Here is a 20909-nt window from a genome sequence, read left to right as displayed (position 1 = left end):
TTTCGATCAACCTCCTATGCGTATGCTCAGAACGGCCGCCCTTTCCATTGACAAGTCCGTCGCGAGGGCGGCCGAGTTGTTTGATTTCTCCCGCGGTCGCGTCCCGCCCGGCACCCTCACCGCCGCCCTCTGGCCGGGCCTGGTCCGGTCCCTGGTGCGCCAGTTCAGTCAAGGCGTGGCCGGGGTTACCGGAACGAACGGCAAGCACACGACCTGCCGGATCCTGGCCGCGATCCTGCGCCAGGCCGAAGCCCGGACGCTCTATCCCGAAGACATCGCCCCATCCCTCGACGAAGTGGTCTCCACCCTGGTCCGGGCGACCGATCACCGCGGCAGGATTCATGCGGACTACGGCGTGTTCGGATTCGAGACCGACATGCTTGACCGGGCGATCAGGGTGTGCAGCCCCGGTACGCTCGTACTGAACAACCTTTACGACGACGAATCGACCCAGGGTGTTGACCGCGCTGCCCTGATCGGGAAATGGTGCGACTGGTTCGGCACCATGTCCGCCGGACAGCACATCCTCGTCAATGCCGACGATCCGGTCCTCTGCGGCGGGTTCACGCGCGGCGTGCCGCCTCGGTTGACCTACTACGGCGTGGAGGATGAACGCCTGCACCTGGCGGATGGAGCCACCCCCGAGTTGCCATGCCCCCGGTGCGGCGCCCCCCTTTCCTACCGGATCACCAGCCTGGCCCACCTGGGCGACTACGCCTGTGAAGGCTGCGGCTGGGAAAGGCCGCTGCCTACCGTCTACGCGATCGATGTGGATCTGGGACCGGATGAATCGAACTTCCGTATCATCACGCCGCGGGGGCCCCTGGACGTGCGCCTCCACCTGCCGGGGCTACACAACGTGTACAACGCCGCGGCGGCCGCGGCGGCCGCGTTATCCCTCGGCCTGAGTCCCGTGACGATACGCAAGGGGCTCGAATCCGTGAGGTCCACCGGAGGACGGGACGAGCGGGTGGTGATTCATGACCGGGAAGCCCGTCTGATGACGATCAAGAACAGGACCTCGCTCCACGAAGCGCTCAGGACCTGCCGGCTGGACCGGCGGCGGGGCCATTTCCTGTTCCTGCTTGACGAGGCCGTACGGACCGGACGCAACGGGCCGTGGATCGTGGACGAAGACCTGGAGGGCATGGCGGACCATACGAGGTCCGTGCACGTGGCCGGAGCGGGCGGCGCGCACCTGGCCCTGATGGACGAGCAGATGGACGCGGAGGACATGGCAACCGCCGCGGACGTCAGCGACGTATTTCACGACATCATGCGGCGGCTCGCACCGGGTGACCGCCTGTGGGTCCTGGCGACCGAAGGCGCCATGTACGCGGTCAGACGGGAACTGCGGGACATGGGGATCATCTGAGCGGCTGTCAGTTCCTGGGCGGCCTCAATGCGGGTTCGGCCGCAAGCGCGAGCGCGGTCGTCAGTTCCAGGGCGGCCGGTCGCACCCTTTGAACGGGTAGTGATCGCCGGGCCTGAACCGGGGAAGCGGGGGATAGTGGTTGATTCCGTCCACGGCCCTACCCCGGCACAGGTAGGCAGGGAAGTTCTCACGCTTGATGCGCGTGGTCGTGGGAATGTACCGGAGCGTCAGTCCACACCGGCGCCGGTCGGACCGGTTGGCCTTCGAACCGTGTATCAGGTAGGGATCGTGGAGGGATACGCCGCCCGCCGGCACGACGACATCGACCGCCTCGGATTCATCCACCTTCACATCCAGTTCCGAACTCAATACGTTATCCCCTTCGGTTCTACGGTGCCGGTACAGATTCTGGTCCCGGTGGCTGCCGGGGATGACCCGCATGCAGCCGTTCTCCGGGGTCGAGTCGTCCACGGCCAGCCAGATGGTAATGACTTCCATGGGCTCCAGCGGCCAGTAGTTCCCGTCCTGGTGCCACAGCACCGGTTGCCCGTCCCCGGGCGGCTTGCTGATGTAATGTGCCGCGAATAGCGCGATATCGGGACCCAGGAAGGGTTCGATGACGTCGATGAGCCGGGGGTCGGTGCAGAGGCGGATCCAGAACGGATCGTCCACGATGAGGTGGTGATGGTACTGCTCCGGCCGGACGTCGGGGTACTTTGTTCCCATCCACTCGACGTGGCCCTGGGCCTCGGCGGTCAGGCCGCCGTCGATGACCCCGGGCAGGACGACATAGCCGTATTCTTCGTACCGGCTTACGATATCGGCGCCGTTCATCCCGCTACTCCCTGCTGTTCGCCTTCGAATTCGTATCCGTATTCCTATTATTATCTTGTTATTACGACAGCGTCAACCGGTCTTCCCCGGGGCACCATGGATACAGGTTCCGCCGCCAGTGATACAGGTTCCGCCGCCGATCTGAAGGGATCAAAGCACAAACCCCCGGCCGAAACCGGGGGCCTGTTAAAAAAAAAGAAAAAGGCGAAGAACGGGAAACCGGTCAACAAATGCCGACTCGAAGCACGATGTCAACCGCGAGCCGTTTCCCTGTCCCTCAAGATATATCTACATCTTCGCCAGCGCGACGTCAAGCCTGAAACCACCGGTTGAAAAGCTGTACCTTGCTCCCGCGAAAGCCGAACCGGCCGTCACCGTCCACAAAAGAATAGAATGGTTGACACCCCTCCGGGGACTGTGTATTTTGTTGGTTCCCACTATGCTGTGCACTACCATGACAGAAACGCGTACGCACGTCGGCAGATCAGCTTGTCCGTGATGTACAGACAGGAGTATCCGATGAGTTCTGACCATTTCGACTTTGCCATTGCCATAGGCGGCGCCGCGGGCCAGGGTATCGCCACTCCGGGCAACGTGCTCGCCCGGATTTTCATCCGCCGCGGACTGCATCTCAACGCCTACAATGCCTACCAGTCGATCATCCGGGGCGGTCATATCTTCCTCACGATGAGGATCAGCGATCAACCGGTCCACAACCACGGCGACAAGCTCGACCTGCTGGTCTGCCTGAACCAGGATACGATGGACCGCCACCTGGGCCTCATGGGACCCGGCACGCGGGTCCTCTACAACAGCGACACGATCACGCCCGGTACTCCGGAAGACGGCGTGCACCTCTGCCCGCTGCCCATCAACGAACTGACCGACAACAACCGCAACAAGCTCGTGCAGAACACTGTGGCACTCGGGACGATTCTCTACCTGCTCGACGTAGACTTCCAGATCCTGGAAGACATCATCACCATGCAGTTCAAGCGCAAGGGGCAGGAAGTGGTCGACGAGAACGTGGGCGTGGCCCGCGCGGGATACGACTACGCCGCGGCGCACTTCGAACCCTTCTCGCAGTCCCTGCCCTCCGGCGGCAGGCCGCTGGCGGTATGGACAGGGAACGACGCGCTGGCCATGGGCGGAGCGTCGGCCGGGGTCAAATTCTACTGCGCCTATCCCATGAGTCCCTCCACGGGCGTCCTCCACTGGATGGCGCAGAACGCGCGGGAACTGGGCATCATGGTGCGCCAGGTTGAAGACGAGATCGGCGTGGCCAACATGGCCATCGGTGCCGCCCACGTGGGCTGCCGGTCCATGTGCGCCACGTCGGGGGGCGGTTTCGCCCTGATGACCGAGGCCGTGGGCAGCGCGGCCATGATGGAAATCCCGGTCGTATTCATCGACGTGCAGCGCGCCGGACCATCCACCGGTGTGCCGACCAAGACCGAGCAGGGCGATCTCTGGCAGATTCTCGGCGCGAGCCAGGGCGATTTCGAGCGGTTCATCGTGGCGCCGACCGATGCGCTGGACGCCTTTCATACCTTGCCCGAACTGTTCAACCTGGTGGATCAATTCCAGTGCCCGGGCATCGTGATTTCGGATCTGCTGATCTCCGAAGGCACCTTCAGCGTCGACCCGGATGCCATCGACATGCAGCCGGAGATCGACCGGGGCGAGTTGATCACCCAGTCCAGCAACGGCGCGAGCGACATCCCGACAGGCTCGCAACTTTCCAACGGGCACGGTCTGATCGGCGCGCCGAGCAACGGTTACCTGCGGTACGAGAACACGGAAAGCGGGATTTCACCCCGCGCGCTGCCGGGCGTGGAGGGATACGCCCACGTGGTGGCCACAGACGAACACGATGAAGACGGCGTCCTGGTCAGCGACGAGTTCACCAATCCCCACAAGCGGCGCAAGATGGTGGAGAAGCGGGCCCGTAAGTTCAAAGATATCGCGCAGCGTATCGAACCGCCGTCGCTCTCCGGTGCAAGCGTCGAAGACGCCGAAATCACGCTCATCGGCTGGGGTTCGACCCGCGGCGTGATCAGGGAAGCGGTGGAGATCCTGAACCGTGACGGCGTCGCCGTAAACCACCTGCCGGTCAAGTGGATCGTCCCCCTGCACGCGGACGCCATCCGGGAGGTTTTCGACAAGGCGCAAAAGACCGTGATCGTGGAGAACAATCATTCCGGCCAGTTCCACCGGTACCTGCGCAGCGAGACCGGTTTGACGGCCGACGGCCACATCCGCAAGTACGACGGCGAGCCGTTCATGCCCCATCATATCGTGGACGGCGTCCGGGAGCTGCTGGCCGGAACGACGGACATCTTCGTGCCCTATCAAGAAGTCATCGTCTAAGGAGTCTTCAACATGTCAGTGGAAACATTACCACGCGAGGAAGTGGAAGCGAAACCGTCAGCGCCATTGAAAGCGAAGGACTTCAAGGGCAAGGTGGATCCGGACTGGTGCCCGGGATGCGGCGATTTCGGCGTGCTGAGCAGCCTTCAGCGGGCCTGCGTGAACCTGGGTCTCCGGCCCCACGAGATCCTTACGATCAGCGGGATCGGCTGCTCCTCGAATTTCCCGGGTTTCTTCAACTCCTATGGCATGCATACGCTGCACGGACGCGCCCTTGCCGTGGCCACGGGCGCGCAGATGGCGAACCACGAGCTCACCGTGTTCGTCACGGGCGGCGACGGCGACGGCTACGGGATCGGCGGGAACCACTTCACGCACACGGCGCGGCGCAACGTCGACCTGACCTACATCGTCATGGACAACCAGATCTACGGTCTGACCACCGGGCAGATCTCGCCTACCAGCAGTATCGACATGAAGACCAAGAGCACGCCTTTCGGGAGCGTGGAAGCGCCGATCAATCCCATCACGGCCGCCATCATGAACGGCGCGACCTTCGTGGCCCGGGCCTTCAGCGGCGACGCGCGCCACCTGACCGGACTCATCGAACAGGGTGTCCGCCACCGGGGCTTTTCGCTGATCGACGTATTCAGCCCCTGCGTCACGTTCAACAAGGACAACGACTACCCCTTCTTCAAGCAGCGCGTCAAGAAGCTGGAGGACGAAGGCCACGATCCCGGCGACTGGAAGACGGCCTGCGAGAAGGCCATGATCTGGGGAGACGAAATCTACACCGGCCTGTTTTTTCAGAAAACGGACGCGCTTACGCTGGGCGACCGCGAACCGGTGCTGGACGAGGGCGGTGCCATGGCCGCGCGTGAACTGGGGATCACCGGCGAGCAGTCCGACCGGATCATCAAGCGCATGATGTAGTGTGATACGACGACGCGGCACCGGATTGATAGCGCGCCAGGTTGAAGCCGCGCCAGGTTGAAGCCGCGTTTCAGATGAAGGGGATTTCCTGCAGTTCCCGGTGCACGGCGCGGTAGAGGGGGACCGGCGGGAGGTTCTCTGCCGGGCGTTCCCCGCCGGTGGCTTCGATCATGCCCAGTGACAGGACCTTGTCGCTGAAACTTTCCGATTCCAGCTTTTCACCCAGCCCCTGTTCATATACGCACTGCAGTTCCGCCATCGTGAATACACCGGGCAGCAGCAGCAGCGCGATGTTCGTGTAATTCAGTTTGGCCGCGATCCTGTCCGTGCAAACCTTCAGAATCTCATTGTGATCGTACGCCAGCGATGGGGTGTCATTGACGTAGAACCACGCCCCCGTGCCGTACTTGTCTACCGGTTCAAAGGGCTCGCCCGGACGGTCGGGGAACCCCATGTAGGCCGTCGAGATCGTTCGTCTCCTGGGGTCCCGGTCGATGGCGGAGAAGGTGTAGACCTGCTCGAAGTAGGCGCTCGACTGGCCGGTTGCCTCCCGGTAGGCGCGTCGCACCGCCGCCTCCAGGTCTTCTGTCTCGAGCACCAGGGTCCCAGGCAGCGAATAGCGGCCCACGAAGGGTTCGATCTTCAACTCGACCAGGTAGACCAGCAACTTGCCGTCGAGAAACCGGAAGATGCCGAGATCCGTGGCCGCGTATGGTTTGGTCGGAATCATCGCAAGGTCATGTTTGCATCGTTTGCAGGTGTGTGGCAAGAAAAAAATGGGTGGAGGCGCAGGTAGCCGGGAGTGCAGGTAGCCGGGAGCGGTATGCGCCCGCACTAAGGGAGCAGTTCGACCTTCTATGGACCTGGAAGTCCTGAAAACCGTCGTGCAACTCGTGTCCGGCGCACTGATCGGCGCCTGCATCGGCATGACCGGCATCGGTGGCGGGGTCCTCCTGCTGCCTGTTCTGACGCTGGGATTCGGCCTGCCGTCAACGGTAGCGGTGGGCACCGCCCATCTCTATTCCTGCCTCTGCAAGCTTCCAGCCGTGTTTTTCCATTTCAGGCAGGGTACCATACGGTTCCGCACCTCTGCGTACTTCATGGCGGGTGCGGTGCCCGTCTCCGTGGCGGTTGCACTGTGGATTACGGGGTATGCCGGCGGCATGGACCCGGTCGACCCGGCCTGGCGTGAACTCCAGACGAATCTTCGCCAGTTCATCGCGGCGGTGGTTATTCTGTCCGGCCTGCTGATCCTTTGGCACATGTTCATGCGGCCGGGTTCCCGCGCCGTAACGGACCAGGCGGGCCAGGCGGACCAGGCGATCCAGGCGGACCAGCGGGTTTCCGCCCGGGTCTCGGGCGCTAAGATCGTCCTTGCGGTGGCGCTGGGCGCCGTCATCGGCGGGTTGATCGCTTCCACCTCGGTGGGCAGCGGCATCCTGATCGTGCCGTTGATGATCATCATCTTCCGCCTCACCGCGGTGGACACGGTGGGCTCCTCGATCTTCATCGCGCTGTCGCTGACCTTCACGAGTTCGATCATCTATGCCGGCAGCAGCCAGCTGGATCTCGCCATTGCCGTGACCATGGCGGCCGGATCGCTGGTGGGCGTGCCCCTGGGCGTGCGGATGTCCCGCCGGATCCCGGAGCGCTACCTGCAGATCACCATCACCGGACTGGTGCTGGTTGCGGGAGGGGTCATGCTCTTCGGGGGTTGACGAGTGGGATCAGGGTGAAGCGAATATGTCGTTCAACATGCCGCTCAGGCGGATGCCGGCCTGCAATAACCTGAGTCTGACCCCGTCGGCATGCTTGAAGATATAGTCAAAGCCCAGGTAAGGGGTTCTTTCGGAACGGGAGTCGCCGAAGTCGTAGACGGAGGGCAGCATGCTCCGCGATTCCCGCGCCCAGTCATATACGTTCGAACGACGCCACGCCTCGACCTCGCCGGGTTCGGCGTGCCCGAAGAACCGCACCCATTCCGTGAAGCTCAGCCGCTGGTGCTCGACGAGGTGCTCGTCCCAGACCCTGTGGAGGTTCGTGGTTTCGCCGAACCACCGGACCCGGATATCGTTGCCGCCGCGGTCGCTGGCATAGCCCACGTGCAGTGGCTGGTGGACGTCGGCCACGAAGTGCGCCAGGAATTTCAACGCTTCCACCCGTTCCTTCCTGCTCGATCCGCGGTCTCTCAACACCCGTTCGAAACGCTGAATGGCCTCGACCACGTCGCCGTCCGGACTTCTTTTCGCCGATTCAATCGACTGGCCGGGCGCCGCGTTGACGTAATGCCACGGCGAGGCATGGTCCCAGGCGGGATCGGACTTGATCTCGTCGGCCCACGTGCCGATCTGCGCCAGCGAAGCGCGGCCGACGAGATCGGAAATGCCCTTGCGGGCCGCGTCCGTGAGATGGTTCTCGGCAATCTGGCCTACGATGCGGTGGCCGTTCGGTCCCCAGGCTACGGCCGGCAGGGACCCGCACAACAGGAGGATCGAAGCGATGGCTATTCGTGCATTTCGCATGAGCGGTTCTCCGTTATGTGTTCAGGGTACGTATGAAGATCCCGGATCCGTGGGCGGCGGCGGCCAGTGCAAACCCCGTTGGCCCGACAGGCCCCGGTTGGGCGGCAGCGTGTATTCTCGGTCCGGCAGGCCGGTCAGTTCTCCGTTCTGTATCCACGCCGGGTCCAGGTCTGCCAGCTGGTCCACCAGCCGTGCCTTCAACCGGCCGACGATTTCGGCATGACCGGACGAATCCACCAGATCGCGGCGTTCTTCCGGGTCCTGCTCGAGGTCGAATAACTGCGTTCGGTTGCCCACCGGATAGTAGATCAGCTTGTGCCGGCCGTCGTGCATCATGCGCGTGGCCTGGGCGTTCTCGCCGCATTCGCCGTACAGGTATTCACGCCTGTCGACACCCGCCATGGAACGGCCTTCGACCGAGCCGGGGACGTCGATCCCCGACAGCTCCAGCAGCGTGGGCATAACGTCCTGCCAGCCCACGAGCCGGTCGTCGGTGCGGTTGTGTCCGACCCGGTCGTCGCCGGCCGGACCCACGAGTATCATGGGTACGTTGGCCGACTGTTCGTAATAAAGGCGCTTCGCCCACAGGCCGTGATCGCCCAGCATGTCCCCGTGGTCAGCCGTGAAGAGCACGATCGTGTTGTCGATCAGGCCTTCCTCCCGCAACGTGCCGATCACCACGCGCAACTGGTGGTCGATGTGGGTACACAGCGAGTAGAAGGCCCTTCTCGCCCATGCGATCTGGGTGTCGCTCATCCCGCAGTTGTTACCCCGAACCGCCTTCAGCGCATAGGGCAGGCCGTCGGGGTCCTCCGCCCAGTCGCCGTGGTACGGTTCGCCCGGATCCTCGTCGCGGTACAGGTCCAGGTAGCACTGCAACGGGGTCAGCGGAGGGTGGGGATGGCAGTAGGACAGGTACCAGAATCCCGGCCGTGTCGGATCGCGGCGCCGGATCATCCGGGCCATCTGGCGCGTAGTCCAGTTGGTCACGTGCATGGCCTCGGGCAGATGCCAGGGGCGCTGGCCGTAATCGTTGTTGCTCATGCCGTGGGTGAATCCTTCTCCGGCGTAACCATTCTCGCCGAGAAAAGCCTCGTAGTCGTCCAGGGCGCCGATATTCGGACGGCCCTCTTCGGCCAGGATCACGTCGTCGAACCCGATCCGGTCCCGCTGTGGGTACACATGCAGCTTGCCCACGGCGTAGGCCTGGTAGCCGTTGTCCCGGAAGGTCTGGGCTACGGTGGGAACCGGCGGCATGGGATTGTCGACCCTGAACACCCGGTCGCCGTGCGTTTCCGTGGTCGTTCCGGTCATGAGTGTCCTGCGGGCGGGAATGCACACCGGGCATTCGCTGTAGGCTCGCGTATACCTCACTCCGCTGCGGGCAAGCGTGTCCAGAGTGGGCGTCTGGATCACCGGATGGCCCGCGTGGCCGAACAGCCTGCCTGGCCAGTGATCGGTACAGACGAGCAGTACGTGGGGAGGAGGCGGCATGGTCCTCTCGTATCGAACACCCATCGAGTTCAGTCGCGTTGAACGAATACCACAATATACTACGCGCGCCGCCGGGTGTCCACCGGTACCGGCGATACCAGACTATGCATTTGCGTTAACGAATCGTGTTGACAGGTCACAATATATCTGTATATTCGTTTATCAGAATATAGACGTATTCATCGTGCGTGAGCCGCCGTTCGGAGGCTACGGAACAGGAGCCAGAATGCGGAGGATGCCGCTTTGGGGCCCACGTTTGGGTACCGACCGGTAGAGGTATTCGGTTATGGACAAGGACGTTGCCGTATTCAAGGCCTGTTCGGACGCGACGCGCCTTCGCATCCTGTTCCTGCTGACCGAGCGGGAACTCTGCGTGTGCGAAATCATGGCGGTCCTGGATATGTCCCAGGGCAAGATCTCCCGGCACCTGGCCGTGCTGAAGCGGTACGGACTGCTCACGGATCGCCGCGATGGCGTATGGATCTACTACGCGCTGGCTACAGACTCTTCGATCGCCCTGAGATACATCTCGGTTTATCTCGTCTCGGCCCGCCAGGTCCACGAGCGGGTCCAGGCGGACCTGGACCGGTTGCGCGGACTGGCCAGCGAAGGCAAGATCTGCGTACCCCAGCCCTCCATGGCCCTGCTCCAGGTAGACGAACGTGAAGATCCGGCATTGCACGGTCACCCTATGTTTCCGGAGGAGGGGCGATGAATCCGGCCGGCCACGATTCCGAGTTCTACCCGGTGCTCAATCGCTATTTCAAGGCACGCCTGTCGGAATTCGACCACATACCGTTGGATCGCGGGAAATTGCTGGATAGCATTTCAACGTACGTCGCGCAACGCGTGAGAAAAGACCAACTTGCCCGGCTCACTTTTATCTGTACCCACAATTCCCGTAGGAGCCAGATGGCGCAGATCTGGGCGCAGACCGCGGCGGATTACTTCGCCGTGCCGGGGGTGTCCGTCTTCTCAGGCGGGACGGAGGCCACTGCCTTCAACCCCAGGACCTTGGCGGCCCTGATTCGCGCGGGTTTCTGGATTGACCGTGGCGTGCTGGAAGAAAACCCGGTCTACACCGTTTACGCCGGTAACGGGCTGGCTTCTGTGCGCGCGTTCTCCAAGACCTACCTCGATCCCTCGAATCCGCAGGACGGTTTCTGCGCGGTCCTGACTTGTTCGAGTGCGGACCGCGACTGTCCAGTGATACCCAGCGCCGACCAGCGCGTGCTCGTCCCCTATGAAGACCCGAAGTCCGCCGATGGCACGGACCGGGAGACGGAGGTCTACGACGAAAGATGCCGGGAGATCTGCCGGGAGATGGCCTGGATGTTCGCGATGGTGTCCGAAGCGGACTAAGCGGACGGGCGGACGGTGTGACAGGACGGACAAAGCGGCTGGGCGAAGATCCACATAATCAACCTGAGCGTGACCATGGATACAACGACGCGTGAATTGTCGGCTCGAGACCGGTACCTGACTCTTTGGATCTTCCTGGCCATGGGGCTTGGCGTCGCGCTCGGCGTATGGATGCCGGAGGTGCCCGCCCTTATCCAGCTCGGTCAGGTGGGCACAACCAACCTGCCCATCGCCATCGGGCTCATCCTGATGATGTATCCCCCGCTGGCCAAGGTGAAGTACGAGGAACTGTGGGACGTGTTCCGTAACGTGCGGATCCTCGGTGCGTCCCTCTTCCTGAACTGGGTCGTCGGCCCCATCCTCATGTTCGGGCTCGCGGCGCTTTTCCTGCCGGCGCATCCGGAGTACATGACCGGCCTGATCCTCATCGGCCTGGCCCGGTGCATCGCCATGGTCATCGTGTGGAACGAACTGGCGAAGGGAAACACGGAGTATGCCGCCGGCCTCGTGGCCTTCAACAGCCTGTTCCAGGTCTTCTTCTACAGCGTGTACGCCTACGTCTTCATCACGGTGCTTCCGCCCTGGTTCGGACTGGAAGGCAGCGTCATACCGGTAACGATCGCGCAGATCGCGGAAAGCGTGCTCATCTACCTGGGCATCCCCTTCTTCGGCGGCATGGCGACGCGCCTGGTCCTGCTTCGGCTCAAGGGACGGCCGTGGTACGAGTCGACATTCATCCCCCGCATCAGCCCCATCACCCTGGTGGCGCTGCTGTTCACCATCGTGGTCATGTTCAGCCTGAAGGGCGACACGATCGTGGCCATCCCCCTGGACGTGGTACGGATCGCCGTTCCGCTCTTCGTGTATTTCGTGCTCATGTTCCTGATCACCTTCTGGATGGGACGGAAGATCGGCGCGGACTATTCAAAGAATGCCACGCTCTCCTTCACCGCCGCGAGCAACAACTTCGAACTGGCCATCGCCGTGGCCGTGGCCGTCTTCGGCATCGAATCGGGCGTGGCCTTCGCGGCGGTCATCGGCCCCCTCGTCGAAGTGCCGGTCATGATCGCGCTGGTCAACGTGGCCCTTAGGTTCCGGCGCATGTATGACCGGAAAGCCGTCGCGGCCTCCCCCGGCCGGGCCTGAACGCCGGGGCCTGAACGCCGGGGCCTGAACGCCGGGGCCTGAACGCCGGGGCCTGAACTTTAACGTTGCTTCGAGGCGCTCCCGCGTCGTATAATCTCGCCCTGCCGTTTCCTCTCGCTTCCTACCTCCCGTGAAAAGGCTGGCCGGGGTGACTCACATCGACGAAAACCAGCCGTTGACGACGAGGTCCATCCTCCTCGTGCTGATGCTGTGCACGCTCTGGGGCGGCCTGGTCGTATCGGTCAAGGTAGGCCTGCAGGGCATCCCGCCGATTCTCCTGGCGGTGCTGCGCTTCGGGGTCGCGGTCGTGTGCGTCTTTGCCTGGACGCGCCTGGCCGGCGTCTCGCTCTACGTGGCGCGGGGCGACCGCCTGATCATCGCGGTGCCCGCCCTCGTCATGGCCGCGCAGATCCTCTTCCTGAACATCGGCGCGGAACAGACCTCCGGAAGCCACGCCGTGCTGTTCATGCAGACCTACCCCTTCGTCGTCGCCGCAATCTCCCACTACATCATCCCGGGAGACCGCCTGACGCTGATGAAGAACCTCGGCCTGGTCCTGGCCGGCGCCGGCATGGTGCTGACCATATACGACGAAGCCGGAGGACCGTCGACTCCGCTTGGCGACGTGCTGGTCCTCTGCAGCTCCATCAGCCTGGCCATCCAGATCATGCTCAACAAGGTCCTGGTCCGGCGCATCTCCCCCGTATCGGTCATCTTCTGGCAGCAGGTGGTCGTGCTGCCCATCTTCACCGTCCTCTGGGTGTCGACCGAATGGCACCTGCCCGTCACGATCAACCCGGCCATCGTGGCGGCGGTCCTGTACCAGGGCGCCATCGTGGCCGGTTTCTGCTTTCTCGTATGGATACGGCTGCTGCAGCGGCACAGCGCCACCCAGATCAGCGCCTTCTTCTTCACGACGCCCCTCTTCGGCGTCCTCCTGAGCTGGCTCATCCTCGGCGACCAGGTGACCACATACCTCACGGGCGGCCTGGTGCTGCTGGCGGCCGGACTCTGGGTGGTCAACCGGTATTGAAGACCGTACGGCCCGCATAGCCCGCACAACCTGGCCCTGGTCGACCGCAGGCCGGCAACCCGCAACTTCAGACAACTTCAGAAAGGAATACCAATAATGATCATCGATTGCCATGCCCACGCATGGGATTACTGGCCCTACGAACCGGAAGTGCCGGATCCGGAAAACCGGGGCCGGGCCGAGATGCTGCTTCACGAAATGGACCTGGCCGGGGTGGACCAGGCGGTACTGGTCTGCGCCCGGATCGAACACAACCCCAACAACAACGACTACGGGGCAGAGTGCGTCCGCCAATACCTCGACCGGTTCATCCAGTTCGCCGACGTGGACTGTTCCTGGTCCGAAACCTATCACGTGCCGGGCGGCGCCGACCGGCTGGCTGAATCGGTGGAAAAGTACCGGTTGAAGGGGTTCACCCACTACCTGAAGGGCGATACGGACTGGTTCGAGTCGCGGGAAGGCCTCGCGTTCTTCGAGAAGGCGGCCGAACTCAACCAGATCGCTTCCCTGGCCCTTGGGCCGGCCTGGATGCCCGCGCTGCGCAAGCTCGCGCGGCGGTTTCCGGACACGCCCTTCCTCTGCCACCACATGGCCGGCGTGAAGGTGGGCGAACCGTTGCCCCGGCCTATGCTCAACGAAGTCCTGGCGTCGGCGGACGTGCCCAACATCCATATCAAGCTGTCCGGTTTCCAATACGTCTCGGAGACCGCCTGGGAATATCCCTACTCGGACTGCATGTGGATCGTACGCAAGCTCTACGAGTACTACGGGGCCGACCGTCTCTGCTGGGCGTCCAACTATCCGCCCGTCGCCCGGGCGAGTACGTACCGGCACTCGCTCGAAGCCGTGCGGACCCACTGTACCTTCATCGCGAAGGCGGACATGGATCTCATCCTGGGCGGGAATATGGCGCGTTTGCTGGCGGCGGCGGGGTAAAACACTGCATTTAAAGGAAACTATTGCCCCCCGCGCGCTGTCTAATGGAGCAGACAGGCGCGAACTTCACCGTAAGCTTCACCGCGAACTTCACGTGAATATCGCGCTTTTGCGGTTGTATAATAATAGTTAGTAAAGATTTAGTATTGTTCTGAAGGAGCAGGCATGGGTCGTCCAGGCGTTCTACCTCTCATCATGCGTCTTTCTCGTGCAGCAACTGCCGCGGTGTGCATCGCTTTCCTGGCGGCATTCATCGCGGCGGGGTGCGGCGCCGCGAGTTCGGATACGGCCGAAGACGAAGCCGACGAGGAAAAGATCGTCGGCAAGGACGGCGAGGCCGAAGCCGACACCACGGAGGTGCCACCGGTCCCGGTGAACGTGATCGAGGCTTCCCTGGGTACCATTTCGGATATCGTGCTGACGACCGCGACGGTGGAAGCCGACCGCGATGCCCAGATCTACCCGCGGACGACCGCCATGATCGAAGAGATGCGCGTCGAAGAAGGCGACTCCGTGAAGCGGGGCGATGTCCTCGCCATGCTGGAAAACGACGAAGAAGAGGTAAACCTGGCACGCGCGGAAGCCATCCGGGACGCCCGCAAGCAGGAATTCGATCGTTCGGAGGCCATGCTGGAGGGACAACTCATCAGCGAGGTGGACCACGAGGCGAAGGAGCGTGAGCTGATCATGGCCCGGGCGGACTGGGAGTCCGCCAAGGTCGCCTTCGACAAGACCACTATCCGCGCGCCTTTCAGCGGCACCATCACGGAACGCCACCAGAACGTCGGCAACATGGCCAGACCGGGGGATGCGCTTTTCACGCTGGTCGATCTGAACACGTTGCTGATCTACACCCATCTGCCCGAAATGGAGTGGGCGCACGTAGCCCCGGGCCAGCAGGTCATCCTCGAAACGGAGACCCTGCCGGACGGCACGTTCGACGGCACGATCCACCGGGTGAGCTCCATCATCAATCCTCAGAACGGCACCTTCAAGGTCACCATCAGGATCGTCGACCCCGGCTGGCGGCTCAAGCCGGGCATGTTCGTCAAAGTGAAAATCCTTTCAGACCAGCACGAAGGCGTGCTGCTGATCCCCAAGATCGCCCTGCTGGAAGACGATGAAGTCTTCACCGTGAAGGACAGCATCGCAACCCGCGTCGCCCTCACCCTCGGCCTGCAGGACGCGGATTTCACCGAGATCCAGGAAGGGCTGAGCCCGGGCGATCTGGTCGTGATTGCCGGCCATCGCAGCATGAGAGACAGCACCCGGGTTAAGATCGTCGCTCCCGATGCGCCGGAATAACCTCCATGAACATCGTTGATTTCGCCATTCGCAAGCCCGTCACCATCACGATGCTGGTACTGGCTGCGCTGATCTTCGGATACGTGTCCTTCCAGCGCCTGGCGGTCAATCTCCTTCCGGACATCTCCTACCCTTCCCTCACGGTGCGCACGGAGTACGAAGGCGCCGCTCCCCAGGAAATCGAAAACCTCATATCCCGCCGGATTGAAGAGGACGTGGGGGTCGTTACGGGCCTGGTGGAAGTCAGTTCCATCTCCCGGGCGGGCGTCTCCGACGTGGTGCTCGAGTTCGATTGGGACACGGACATGAACCTGGCCATCATGGACGTGCGGGAACGGGTGGACCGCGTATTCCTGCCCCAGGACGCCGAGCGTCCCATTCTCCTGCGGTACAACCCGGAACTCGATCCCATCATGCGACTGGGGTTGTCCGGAGAAGACCTGATCATGCTGCGGAACCTGGCGGACTGGGAGATCAGGCGCCAGCTTGAAACGGTGCCGGGCGTCGCCTCGGTCCGCATCAAGGGCGGGCTGGTAGAAGAAATCCAGGTGGAAATCAACGAAGCGCAGTTGACCAGGCTGGGGTTCACCTTCGGCCAGATCAACCAGCGTCTCGCCGCGGAGAACATCAACCAGGCCGGAGGGCAGCTCCAGGAAGGCGACGAAGCGCTGATCGTACGGGCGGTCAACGAATTCCAGACCGTCGAGGAGATCGGCGAGATCATCATCTCCAGCCGGGGCGAGGTACCCGTGCGCCTCCACGACGTGGCCACGGTCCGGCGGCATTTCAAGGAAAGGAAGACGCTTACCCGGATCAACGGCCGCGAGAGCGTGGAGATCGCCCTGTTCAAGGAAGCGGACGCCAACACGGTAACGGTCGCCCGGGCGGTCCGGGAACGGCTGGGCGAGGTCGAGACGGGGGATGCGGAACCAACGGGGGATGCGGAACCAACGGAGGATGCGGAACCGGTAGTTGCCGATGGAGCGGAAGACGAAGCAACCGAGCAGTCGGAAGAATCGGCCGCGTCCACTGCTGAATCATCAAACGGACCCGGTGCCGCCGTCATGGGCATCGAGGCGAACACCATCGTTTCGACGCTGCCCGAAGGCGTAACCCTGCACCTCGTATCGGACCAGTCCCGCTTCATCGAAAACGCCATCGACGAGGTGATCAAGACAGCCCAGTGGGGCGGCGTGCTGGCGATCCTCGTCCTCTTCCTCTTCCTGCGCAACCTCCGCAGCACACTCATCGTCGGCGTGGCCATCCCGGTGTCCGTGCTGATCACCTTCATCCTGATGTTCTTCAGCCAGACCACGCTCAACATCATGTCCCTCGGCGGCCTGGCCCTGGGCATCGGCATGCTGGTGGACAACGCCATCGTCGTGCTGGAGAGTATCTTCCGCTGCCGGGAGGAAGGCGACAGCATGGTGGAAGCCGCCCGCCGCGGCGCGTCGGAAGTGGGGATGGCGGTGACCGCTTCGACCCTGACCACAATCGCCGTGTTCTTTCCCATCGTATTCATCGAAGGCATCGCCGGCCAGATCTTCACCGACCAGGCCCTGACCGTCACCTTCGCCCTGCTGGCGTCCCTGGCCGTGGCCCTGACCTTCATTCCCATGATGGCTTCGCGGGAAGGCAGCCTGGGCGAGAGGGCGGGGCGGGGCCTCTGGGTACAGTCGGCCTTCGGAGATTTCAGGCGGACGGCTAAGGAGGAGCGCGGCGGGGCGATCCGATGGTTCGCCGCCAGGCTGGTCCGGGACACGGCGAACTGGTTCGTGAACACCTTCCCGGGGCTGCGCTGGTTCGGCGAGATCGCGCAGCATTTCCGGCAAAGGGGTGGTGATCGGACCCCGGGTGCGGCGCGCTGGGTCCTGGTCTTCCCCTTATACCTTGTCGCGAGGATCCTCCTGCTGGCAGGCCACTGGCTGTGGGGAAGCGTGCGACAGTACCGGAACCCGGATGTTCAGCTTGCCAAGAACCGGGGACTGCGCGCGGCCGTGTCGATTCCTCGCTGGACCATCGTCTTCGTCTCCCGGCTGATCCTGCCCATCTACCGCCTCGTCCGGTTCCTGGTCGGGAGTCTGTTCAAGATCCTGTTTACGATCGTCCCGAACCTGCTTCTCGTGGCCCTCCTACCCGTGTGGTTTCTTCTGCGCGGGGTTTTCTGGGTACTTGGCAAGGTGGCTCAACCGGTCCTTTACGTATTCAACAAGGGGCTCGAAGCCCTCCAGTCGGCCTACGTGTCCTTCCTCACCCGGGCGCTCAACCAGCGCTTTGTCACGTTGCTCGTGGTCGCGGCGGTCGTCGGGACGACCACGATACTCATTCCCCGCCTCGGTACCGAGCTGATTCCGGAAATGGAGCAGGGCGAGTTCGCGGTGGACCTCATCCTGCCCACCGGCACGCCGCTGGAGGAGACGGACGAAATCGCGACGATGATCGAATCCATGATCCGGGAGGATGCGGACATCAGGCAGGTCTACGTCGTGGTGGGCGCCATGGAGTCCAGCGGATCGCTCATGGATGAAGAGCGCGAGAACGTCGCCCGCGTCGGGGTCATGCTCGACGCGGATGCCATTCGGGCAACGGGCAGCGATCCCGTCATGGACCGCCTGCGGCAACGCCTGGCCGAAATACCGGACGCCCGGGTCGAATTCGTCCGGCCGGCGCTGTTCAGCTTCAAGGCCCCGCTGGAGGTCGAGGTCCGGGGATACAACCTCAGGGACCTCCGCGGCGTCAGCGGCGAGGTGGTCGACGTCCTGGGCGACCTGGAAGGCCTGAGGGACGTGCGGTCCCTGATGGAGGCGGGCTATCCCGAAGCCGTGATCGTATTCGATCGGGACCGGATGGCGGCCCTCGGCGTGGACATCGGGCAGGCCGCGGACGCGATCCGGAACAAGGTCCGCGGCAGCGTGGCCACCCGGTTCTCAGCGGGAGAACGCAAGATCGACATCCTGGTGCGGGCAAGGGAAGAAGACCGCAGGCAGATCGCCCAACTTAAAGCCATGGCCGTAAACGCGGGCGAACGGAGTAACACCGGGCAGAATGAGCGGATGGACCGGAACGACGAAGGGGAAGATTCGGAATCCCGGTCGAACTTCGAGGCGCCTGCTTCCCGCACGCAGAATGGCAGTTCGATCCAACTCGGGGCCGTAGCCCGGGTCCAGCTGGACGAGGGCCCGAGCGAGATCCGGCGCATCGACCAGCAGCGCGTGGCCCTGGTGACGGCGAATCTGACCGGCATCGACCTGGGAAGCGTGGCCGGCGACATGCAGCAGAGGCTGTCCGGAATGCGCCTTCCCGACGACTTCAGCATCGACATCGGCGGCCAGTATCGGGAGATGACCATCGCTTCGCGCAGCATGCTGCTGGCCATCGCCATGGCCGTATTCCTGGTCTACCTGGTCATGGCTTCTCAGTTCGAGTCGCTGCTCCATCCGTTCATCATCATGATCTCCTTTCTGCTTGCCCTTTCGGGTGTCTTGCTTACCCTTTATCTACTGGATATCGCGATCAGCGTGATCGTCCTGATCGGCATCATCATGCTGGCCGGGATCGTGGTGAACAACGCCATCGTGCTGGTGGACTATACCAACCAGCTGCGGCGCCGCGGCATCGAGCGGATCGAGGCGGTCATCACCGCGGGCCGGGTCCGGCTTCGCCCCATACTCATGACTACGGCCACGACGATCCTGGGACTGCTTCCGCTCGCGCTGGGCCTGGGCGAAGGCGCCGAGATCCGCACGCCCCTCGCCGTTACCGTGATCGCGGGACTGATCGCTTCGACCTTTCTGACCCTTATCGTGATCCCCGTGATCTACTCGCTGGTGGACCGGGATCAACATGGCGCTCCGGCGGAGGGTCCCGTCACGGAAGGTTCCGTCACGGAGGGTCCTGTCCCCGAGGGTCCCGCCACCGAGGGTCCCGTTCAATCATGACCAGGATTCAACGAGCCTGATATGTTCAAATTCCTTTCCCCATACAACTGGACCGCCTTCGCCTTCCGAAGACCCGTTACCGTGTTCATGGTCCTGGTCAGCGCGATCCTCTTCGGGGCGGTCTCTTTCCGGCTTCTGCCGATGGAGCTCGTTCCGGCGAGAGACGGGATCTGGATGAACGTCTGGGTACCCTATCCCAATTCCACGCCGGAGGACAACGTGCAGCTGATCGCCCGTCCGCTGGAAGGGGAACTGAAGACCCTGCGCGGACTGCGCCGCGTGGAATCCAATTCGAGTACCAACGGCGTGAACGTCAACCTCGTCTTCGAACCGGGCAATGACATGAAGCTGGCTTACGTGGAGGTGAGGGACCGCGTGGAACGGGTGCGGCCGGCGCTGCCGGACGAGATCGACCGGATCTGGGTGCGGAAGTTCTCCAGCACGGACATCCCCATCATGTATCTCTCCCTGTCGTGGCACGGCGACCGCGACGCCCTGTTCCAGGTCGTCGACGAGCAGCTGATCCCCCGCATCGAACGGATTGACGGCATCGCCGGCATCGATGCGTGGGGGTCCCAGTCCAGGCAGGTGATCATCGACCTGGACGAGGACCTGCTGAAGGCGTACAAGGTGAACGTGGAACAGTTCATCCGCGCTATGGACCAGGCCAACATGGACTCGCCCGGAGGCTACGTGGAAGACGGCGGGTTCCGCTATATCGTCCGGCTTTCGGGCGCCTTGGAAACCGTGGAGGACATCCAGTCCTACCCGATCAATGAAAGGGGCCTCAAGCTCAGCGACGTGGCCCGGGTGGAATACCGGAAGCCCACGTCATACCGCCGGTTCCGCCTGAACGGCCAGGACGCCGTGGGCATGGTGATCAGCAAGGAGTCGAACGCCAACACGGTGGAAGTCACGGCGGCCGTGAAGGAGACCTTAAGCGACCTGACCGACGATCCGCGCTGGCCCGGCCTGACCTACTTCATCTTTTTCGAGCAGTCGTCCTGGATCCTGAATTCGCTCAAAACGCTCGGCACCGCCGGCATGTGGGGCGGCCTGTTCGCCCTGGGCGTGCTCTTTTTCTTCCTGCGGAGGTACCGGACGACCTTTATCATCGCCGCGTCCATCCCGGCGTCCATCCTCGTGACCTTCACGGTCATGTATTTCGTGAATACCGGGTACGGCATCCTGTCGCTCAACCTCATCTCGCTCATGGGACTGATGCTCGGCATCGGCATGCTGGTGGACAACGCCGTGGTGGTGCTGGAGAACATCGTCCGGCTGCGGCGGATGGGCGTGGAACCCGTGCAGGCGGCGATCCAGGGCGCCCGCGAAGTTTCGGTGGCCGTCAGCGCCGCCACGTTGACCACGGCCATCGTGTTCCTGCCCCTGCTGTTCATCGGAGGCGGAAACGCGCAGACGGAGATGCGGGAGTTCGGCCTGGTCATCACCATTTCCCTGATCTCGTCCCTGGTGATGTCGCTCAGCTTCATACCGCTCCTGGCTTCCCGGCTCCTGAAGGAAGGGCGCCTGCCGACGGTCAGCCTGCTTGAAACGCTTGAAAACCGTTACGCCCAGGTGATCGGATGGGTGCTGAACCACCGGCTCGACGTGGCGCTCATCCTGGGTGGATTCGTCATCCTGACCTTCCTGTTACCCAT

The 20909-nt window shown here is 63.0% G+C and carries 16 protein-coding genes; 12 read left to right on the top strand and 4 right to left on the bottom strand.

Annotated elements, in window-relative coordinates; translation table 11 throughout:
- Window positions 1-22: 22 nt before the first annotated feature.
- Window positions 23-1375, top strand: coding sequence for a MurT ligase domain-containing protein (locus tag OXH56_08630; GenBank protein MCY3555373.1), 1353 nt, complete (start codon window positions 23-25; stop codon window positions 1373-1375).
- Window positions 1376-1435: 60 nt separating this feature from the next.
- Here OXH56_08630 and OXH56_08625 read toward each other — a convergent pair whose 3' ends face one another.
- Complete coding sequence (locus OXH56_08625; GenBank protein MCY3555372.1) at window positions 1436-2209, bottom strand: phytanoyl-CoA dioxygenase family protein; 774 nt, start codon at window positions 2207-2209, stop codon at window positions 1436-1438.
- 519 nt (window positions 2210-2728) lie between these two features.
- Between OXH56_08625 and OXH56_08620 the strand changes: the two genes are divergently transcribed.
- Window positions 2729-4579: a 2-oxoacid:acceptor oxidoreductase subunit alpha gene (locus OXH56_08620; protein ID MCY3555371.1), complete on the top strand. Its 1851-nt coding sequence runs from the start codon at window positions 2729-2731 to the stop codon at window positions 4577-4579.
- A 12-nt stretch (window positions 4580-4591) separates the two neighbouring features.
- On the top strand, window positions 4592-5512 hold the full coding sequence (locus OXH56_08615) for a 2-oxoacid:ferredoxin oxidoreductase subunit beta (protein MCY3555370.1): 921 nt from the start codon (window positions 4592-4594) through the stop codon (window positions 5510-5512).
- 70 nt (window positions 5513-5582) lie between these two features.
- On the opposite strand, the gene OXH56_08610 is transcribed toward OXH56_08615, so the two are convergent.
- Window positions 5583-6242: an NUDIX hydrolase gene (locus OXH56_08610; GenBank protein ID MCY3555369.1), complete on the bottom strand. Its 660-nt coding sequence runs from the start codon at window positions 6240-6242 to the stop codon at window positions 5583-5585.
- 127 nt (window positions 6243-6369) lie between these two features.
- Here OXH56_08610 and OXH56_08605 point away from each other — a divergent pair, with 127 nt between their 5' ends.
- Complete coding sequence (locus OXH56_08605) at window positions 6370-7230, top strand: sulfite exporter TauE/SafE family protein (GenBank protein ID MCY3555368.1); 861 nt, start codon at window positions 6370-6372, stop codon at window positions 7228-7230.
- A gap of 9 nt (window positions 7231-7239) precedes the next feature.
- On the opposite strand, the gene OXH56_08600 is transcribed toward OXH56_08605, so the two are convergent.
- On the bottom strand, window positions 7240-8034 hold the full coding sequence (locus OXH56_08600) for a S1/P1 nuclease (GenBank protein MCY3555367.1): 795 nt from the start codon (window positions 8032-8034) through the stop codon (window positions 7240-7242).
- A gap of 21 nt (window positions 8035-8055) precedes the next feature.
- The gene (locus tag OXH56_08595) at window positions 8056-9528 is read right to left on the bottom strand and encodes a sulfatase-like hydrolase/transferase (GenBank protein ID MCY3555366.1); all 1473 of its coding nucleotides are present in this window, start codon (window positions 9526-9528) and stop codon (window positions 8056-8058) included.
- A gap of 286 nt (window positions 9529-9814) precedes the next feature.
- Between OXH56_08595 and OXH56_08590 the strand changes: the two genes are divergently transcribed.
- From OXH56_08590 to OXH56_08555, 8 genes are all read left to right on the top strand, one after another.
- The gene (locus tag OXH56_08590; protein ID MCY3555365.1) at window positions 9815-10243 is read left to right on the top strand and encodes a metalloregulator ArsR/SmtB family transcription factor; all 429 of its coding nucleotides are present in this window, start codon (window positions 9815-9817) and stop codon (window positions 10241-10243) included.
- The gene (locus OXH56_08585; GenBank protein MCY3555364.1) at window positions 10240-10890 is read left to right on the top strand and encodes a protein-tyrosine-phosphatase; all 651 of its coding nucleotides are present in this window, start codon (window positions 10240-10242) and stop codon (window positions 10888-10890) included. Before OXH56_08590 ends, OXH56_08585 begins: the two co-directional genes overlap by 4 nt.
- 75 nt (window positions 10891-10965) lie before the next feature.
- The gene (gene arsB, locus OXH56_08580; protein ID MCY3555363.1) at window positions 10966-12036 is read left to right on the top strand and encodes an ACR3 family arsenite efflux transporter; all 1071 of its coding nucleotides are present in this window, start codon (window positions 10966-10968) and stop codon (window positions 12034-12036) included.
- Between the two features lie 148 nt (window positions 12037-12184).
- Window positions 12185-13069 carry a DMT family transporter gene (locus OXH56_08575; protein MCY3555362.1) on the top strand — a complete coding sequence of 295 codons (885 nt, stop codon included), beginning with the start codon at window positions 12185-12187 and terminating at the stop codon, window positions 13067-13069.
- 96 nt (window positions 13070-13165) lie between these two features.
- Window positions 13166-14005: an amidohydrolase family protein gene (locus OXH56_08570; protein ID MCY3555361.1), complete on the top strand. Its 840-nt coding sequence runs from the start codon at window positions 13166-13168 to the stop codon at window positions 14003-14005.
- 165 nt (window positions 14006-14170) lie between these two features.
- Window positions 14171-15310, top strand: coding sequence for an efflux RND transporter periplasmic adaptor subunit (locus OXH56_08565; GenBank protein ID MCY3555360.1), 1140 nt, complete (start codon window positions 14171-14173; stop codon window positions 15308-15310).
- 5 nt (window positions 15311-15315) lie between these two features.
- Window positions 15316-19248: an efflux RND transporter permease subunit gene (locus OXH56_08560; protein ID MCY3555359.1), complete on the top strand. Its 3933-nt coding sequence runs from the start codon at window positions 15316-15318 to the stop codon at window positions 19246-19248.
- 21 nt (window positions 19249-19269) lie between these two features.
- Window positions 19270-20909, top strand: a 1640-nt coding sequence (locus tag OXH56_08555) for an efflux RND transporter permease subunit (protein MCY3555358.1), incomplete at its 3' end; no start/stop codon positions are given.

It is taken from the genome of Gemmatimonadota bacterium, assembly GCA_026702745.1.
Classification (GTDB): Bacteria; JAAXHH01; JAAXHH01; order JAAXHH01; family JAAXHH01; genus JAAXHH01.
The sequence above is the reverse complement of the archived record's forward strand: the minus strand, read 5'-3'. Positions and strand labels throughout refer to the sequence as shown.

Bases quoted from the DNA above. Each gene is read 5' to 3' on its own strand.
- OXH56_08585 (MCY3555364.1), top strand. From the start codon at position 10,240: ATGAATCCGGCCGGCCACGATTCCGAGTTCTACCCGGTGCTCAATCGC.
- OXH56_08605 (MCY3555368.1), top strand. From the start codon at position 6,370: ATGGACCTGGAAGTCCTGAAAACCGTCGTGCAACTCGTGTCCGGCGCA.
- OXH56_08620 (MCY3555371.1), top strand. From the start codon at position 2,729: ATGAGTTCTGACCATTTCGACTTTGCCATTGCCATAGGCGGCGCCGCG.
- OXH56_08615 (MCY3555370.1), top strand. From the start codon at position 4,592: ATGTCAGTGGAAACATTACCACGCGAGGAAGTGGAAGCGAAACCGTCA.
- OXH56_08600 (MCY3555367.1), bottom strand. From the start codon at position 8,034: ATGCGAAATGCACGAATAGCCATCGCTTCGATCCTCCTGTTGTGCGGG.
- OXH56_08560 (MCY3555359.1), top strand. From the start codon at position 15,316: ATGAACATCGTTGATTTCGCCATTCGCAAGCCCGTCACCATCACGATG.
- OXH56_08625 (MCY3555372.1), bottom strand. From the start codon at position 2,209: ATGAACGGCGCCGATATCGTAAGCCGGTACGAAGAATACGGCTATGTC.
- OXH56_08590 (MCY3555365.1), top strand. From the start codon at position 9,815: ATGGACAAGGACGTTGCCGTATTCAAGGCCTGTTCGGACGCGACGCGC.
- arsB (MCY3555363.1), top strand. From the start codon at position 10,966: ATGGATACAACGACGCGTGAATTGTCGGCTCGAGACCGGTACCTGACT.
- OXH56_08570 (MCY3555361.1), top strand. From the start codon at position 13,166: ATGATCATCGATTGCCATGCCCACGCATGGGATTACTGGCCCTACGAA.
- OXH56_08630 (MCY3555373.1), top strand. From the start codon at position 23: ATGCTCAGAACGGCCGCCCTTTCCATTGACAAGTCCGTCGCGAGGGCG.
- OXH56_08610 (MCY3555369.1), bottom strand. From the start codon at position 6,242: ATGATTCCGACCAAACCATACGCGGCCACGGATCTCGGCATCTTCCGG.
- OXH56_08595 (MCY3555366.1), bottom strand. From the start codon at position 9,528: ATGCCGCCTCCTCCCCACGTACTGCTCGTCTGTACCGATCACTGGCCA.
- OXH56_08565 (MCY3555360.1), top strand. From the start codon at position 14,171: ATGGGTCGTCCAGGCGTTCTACCTCTCATCATGCGTCTTTCTCGTGCA.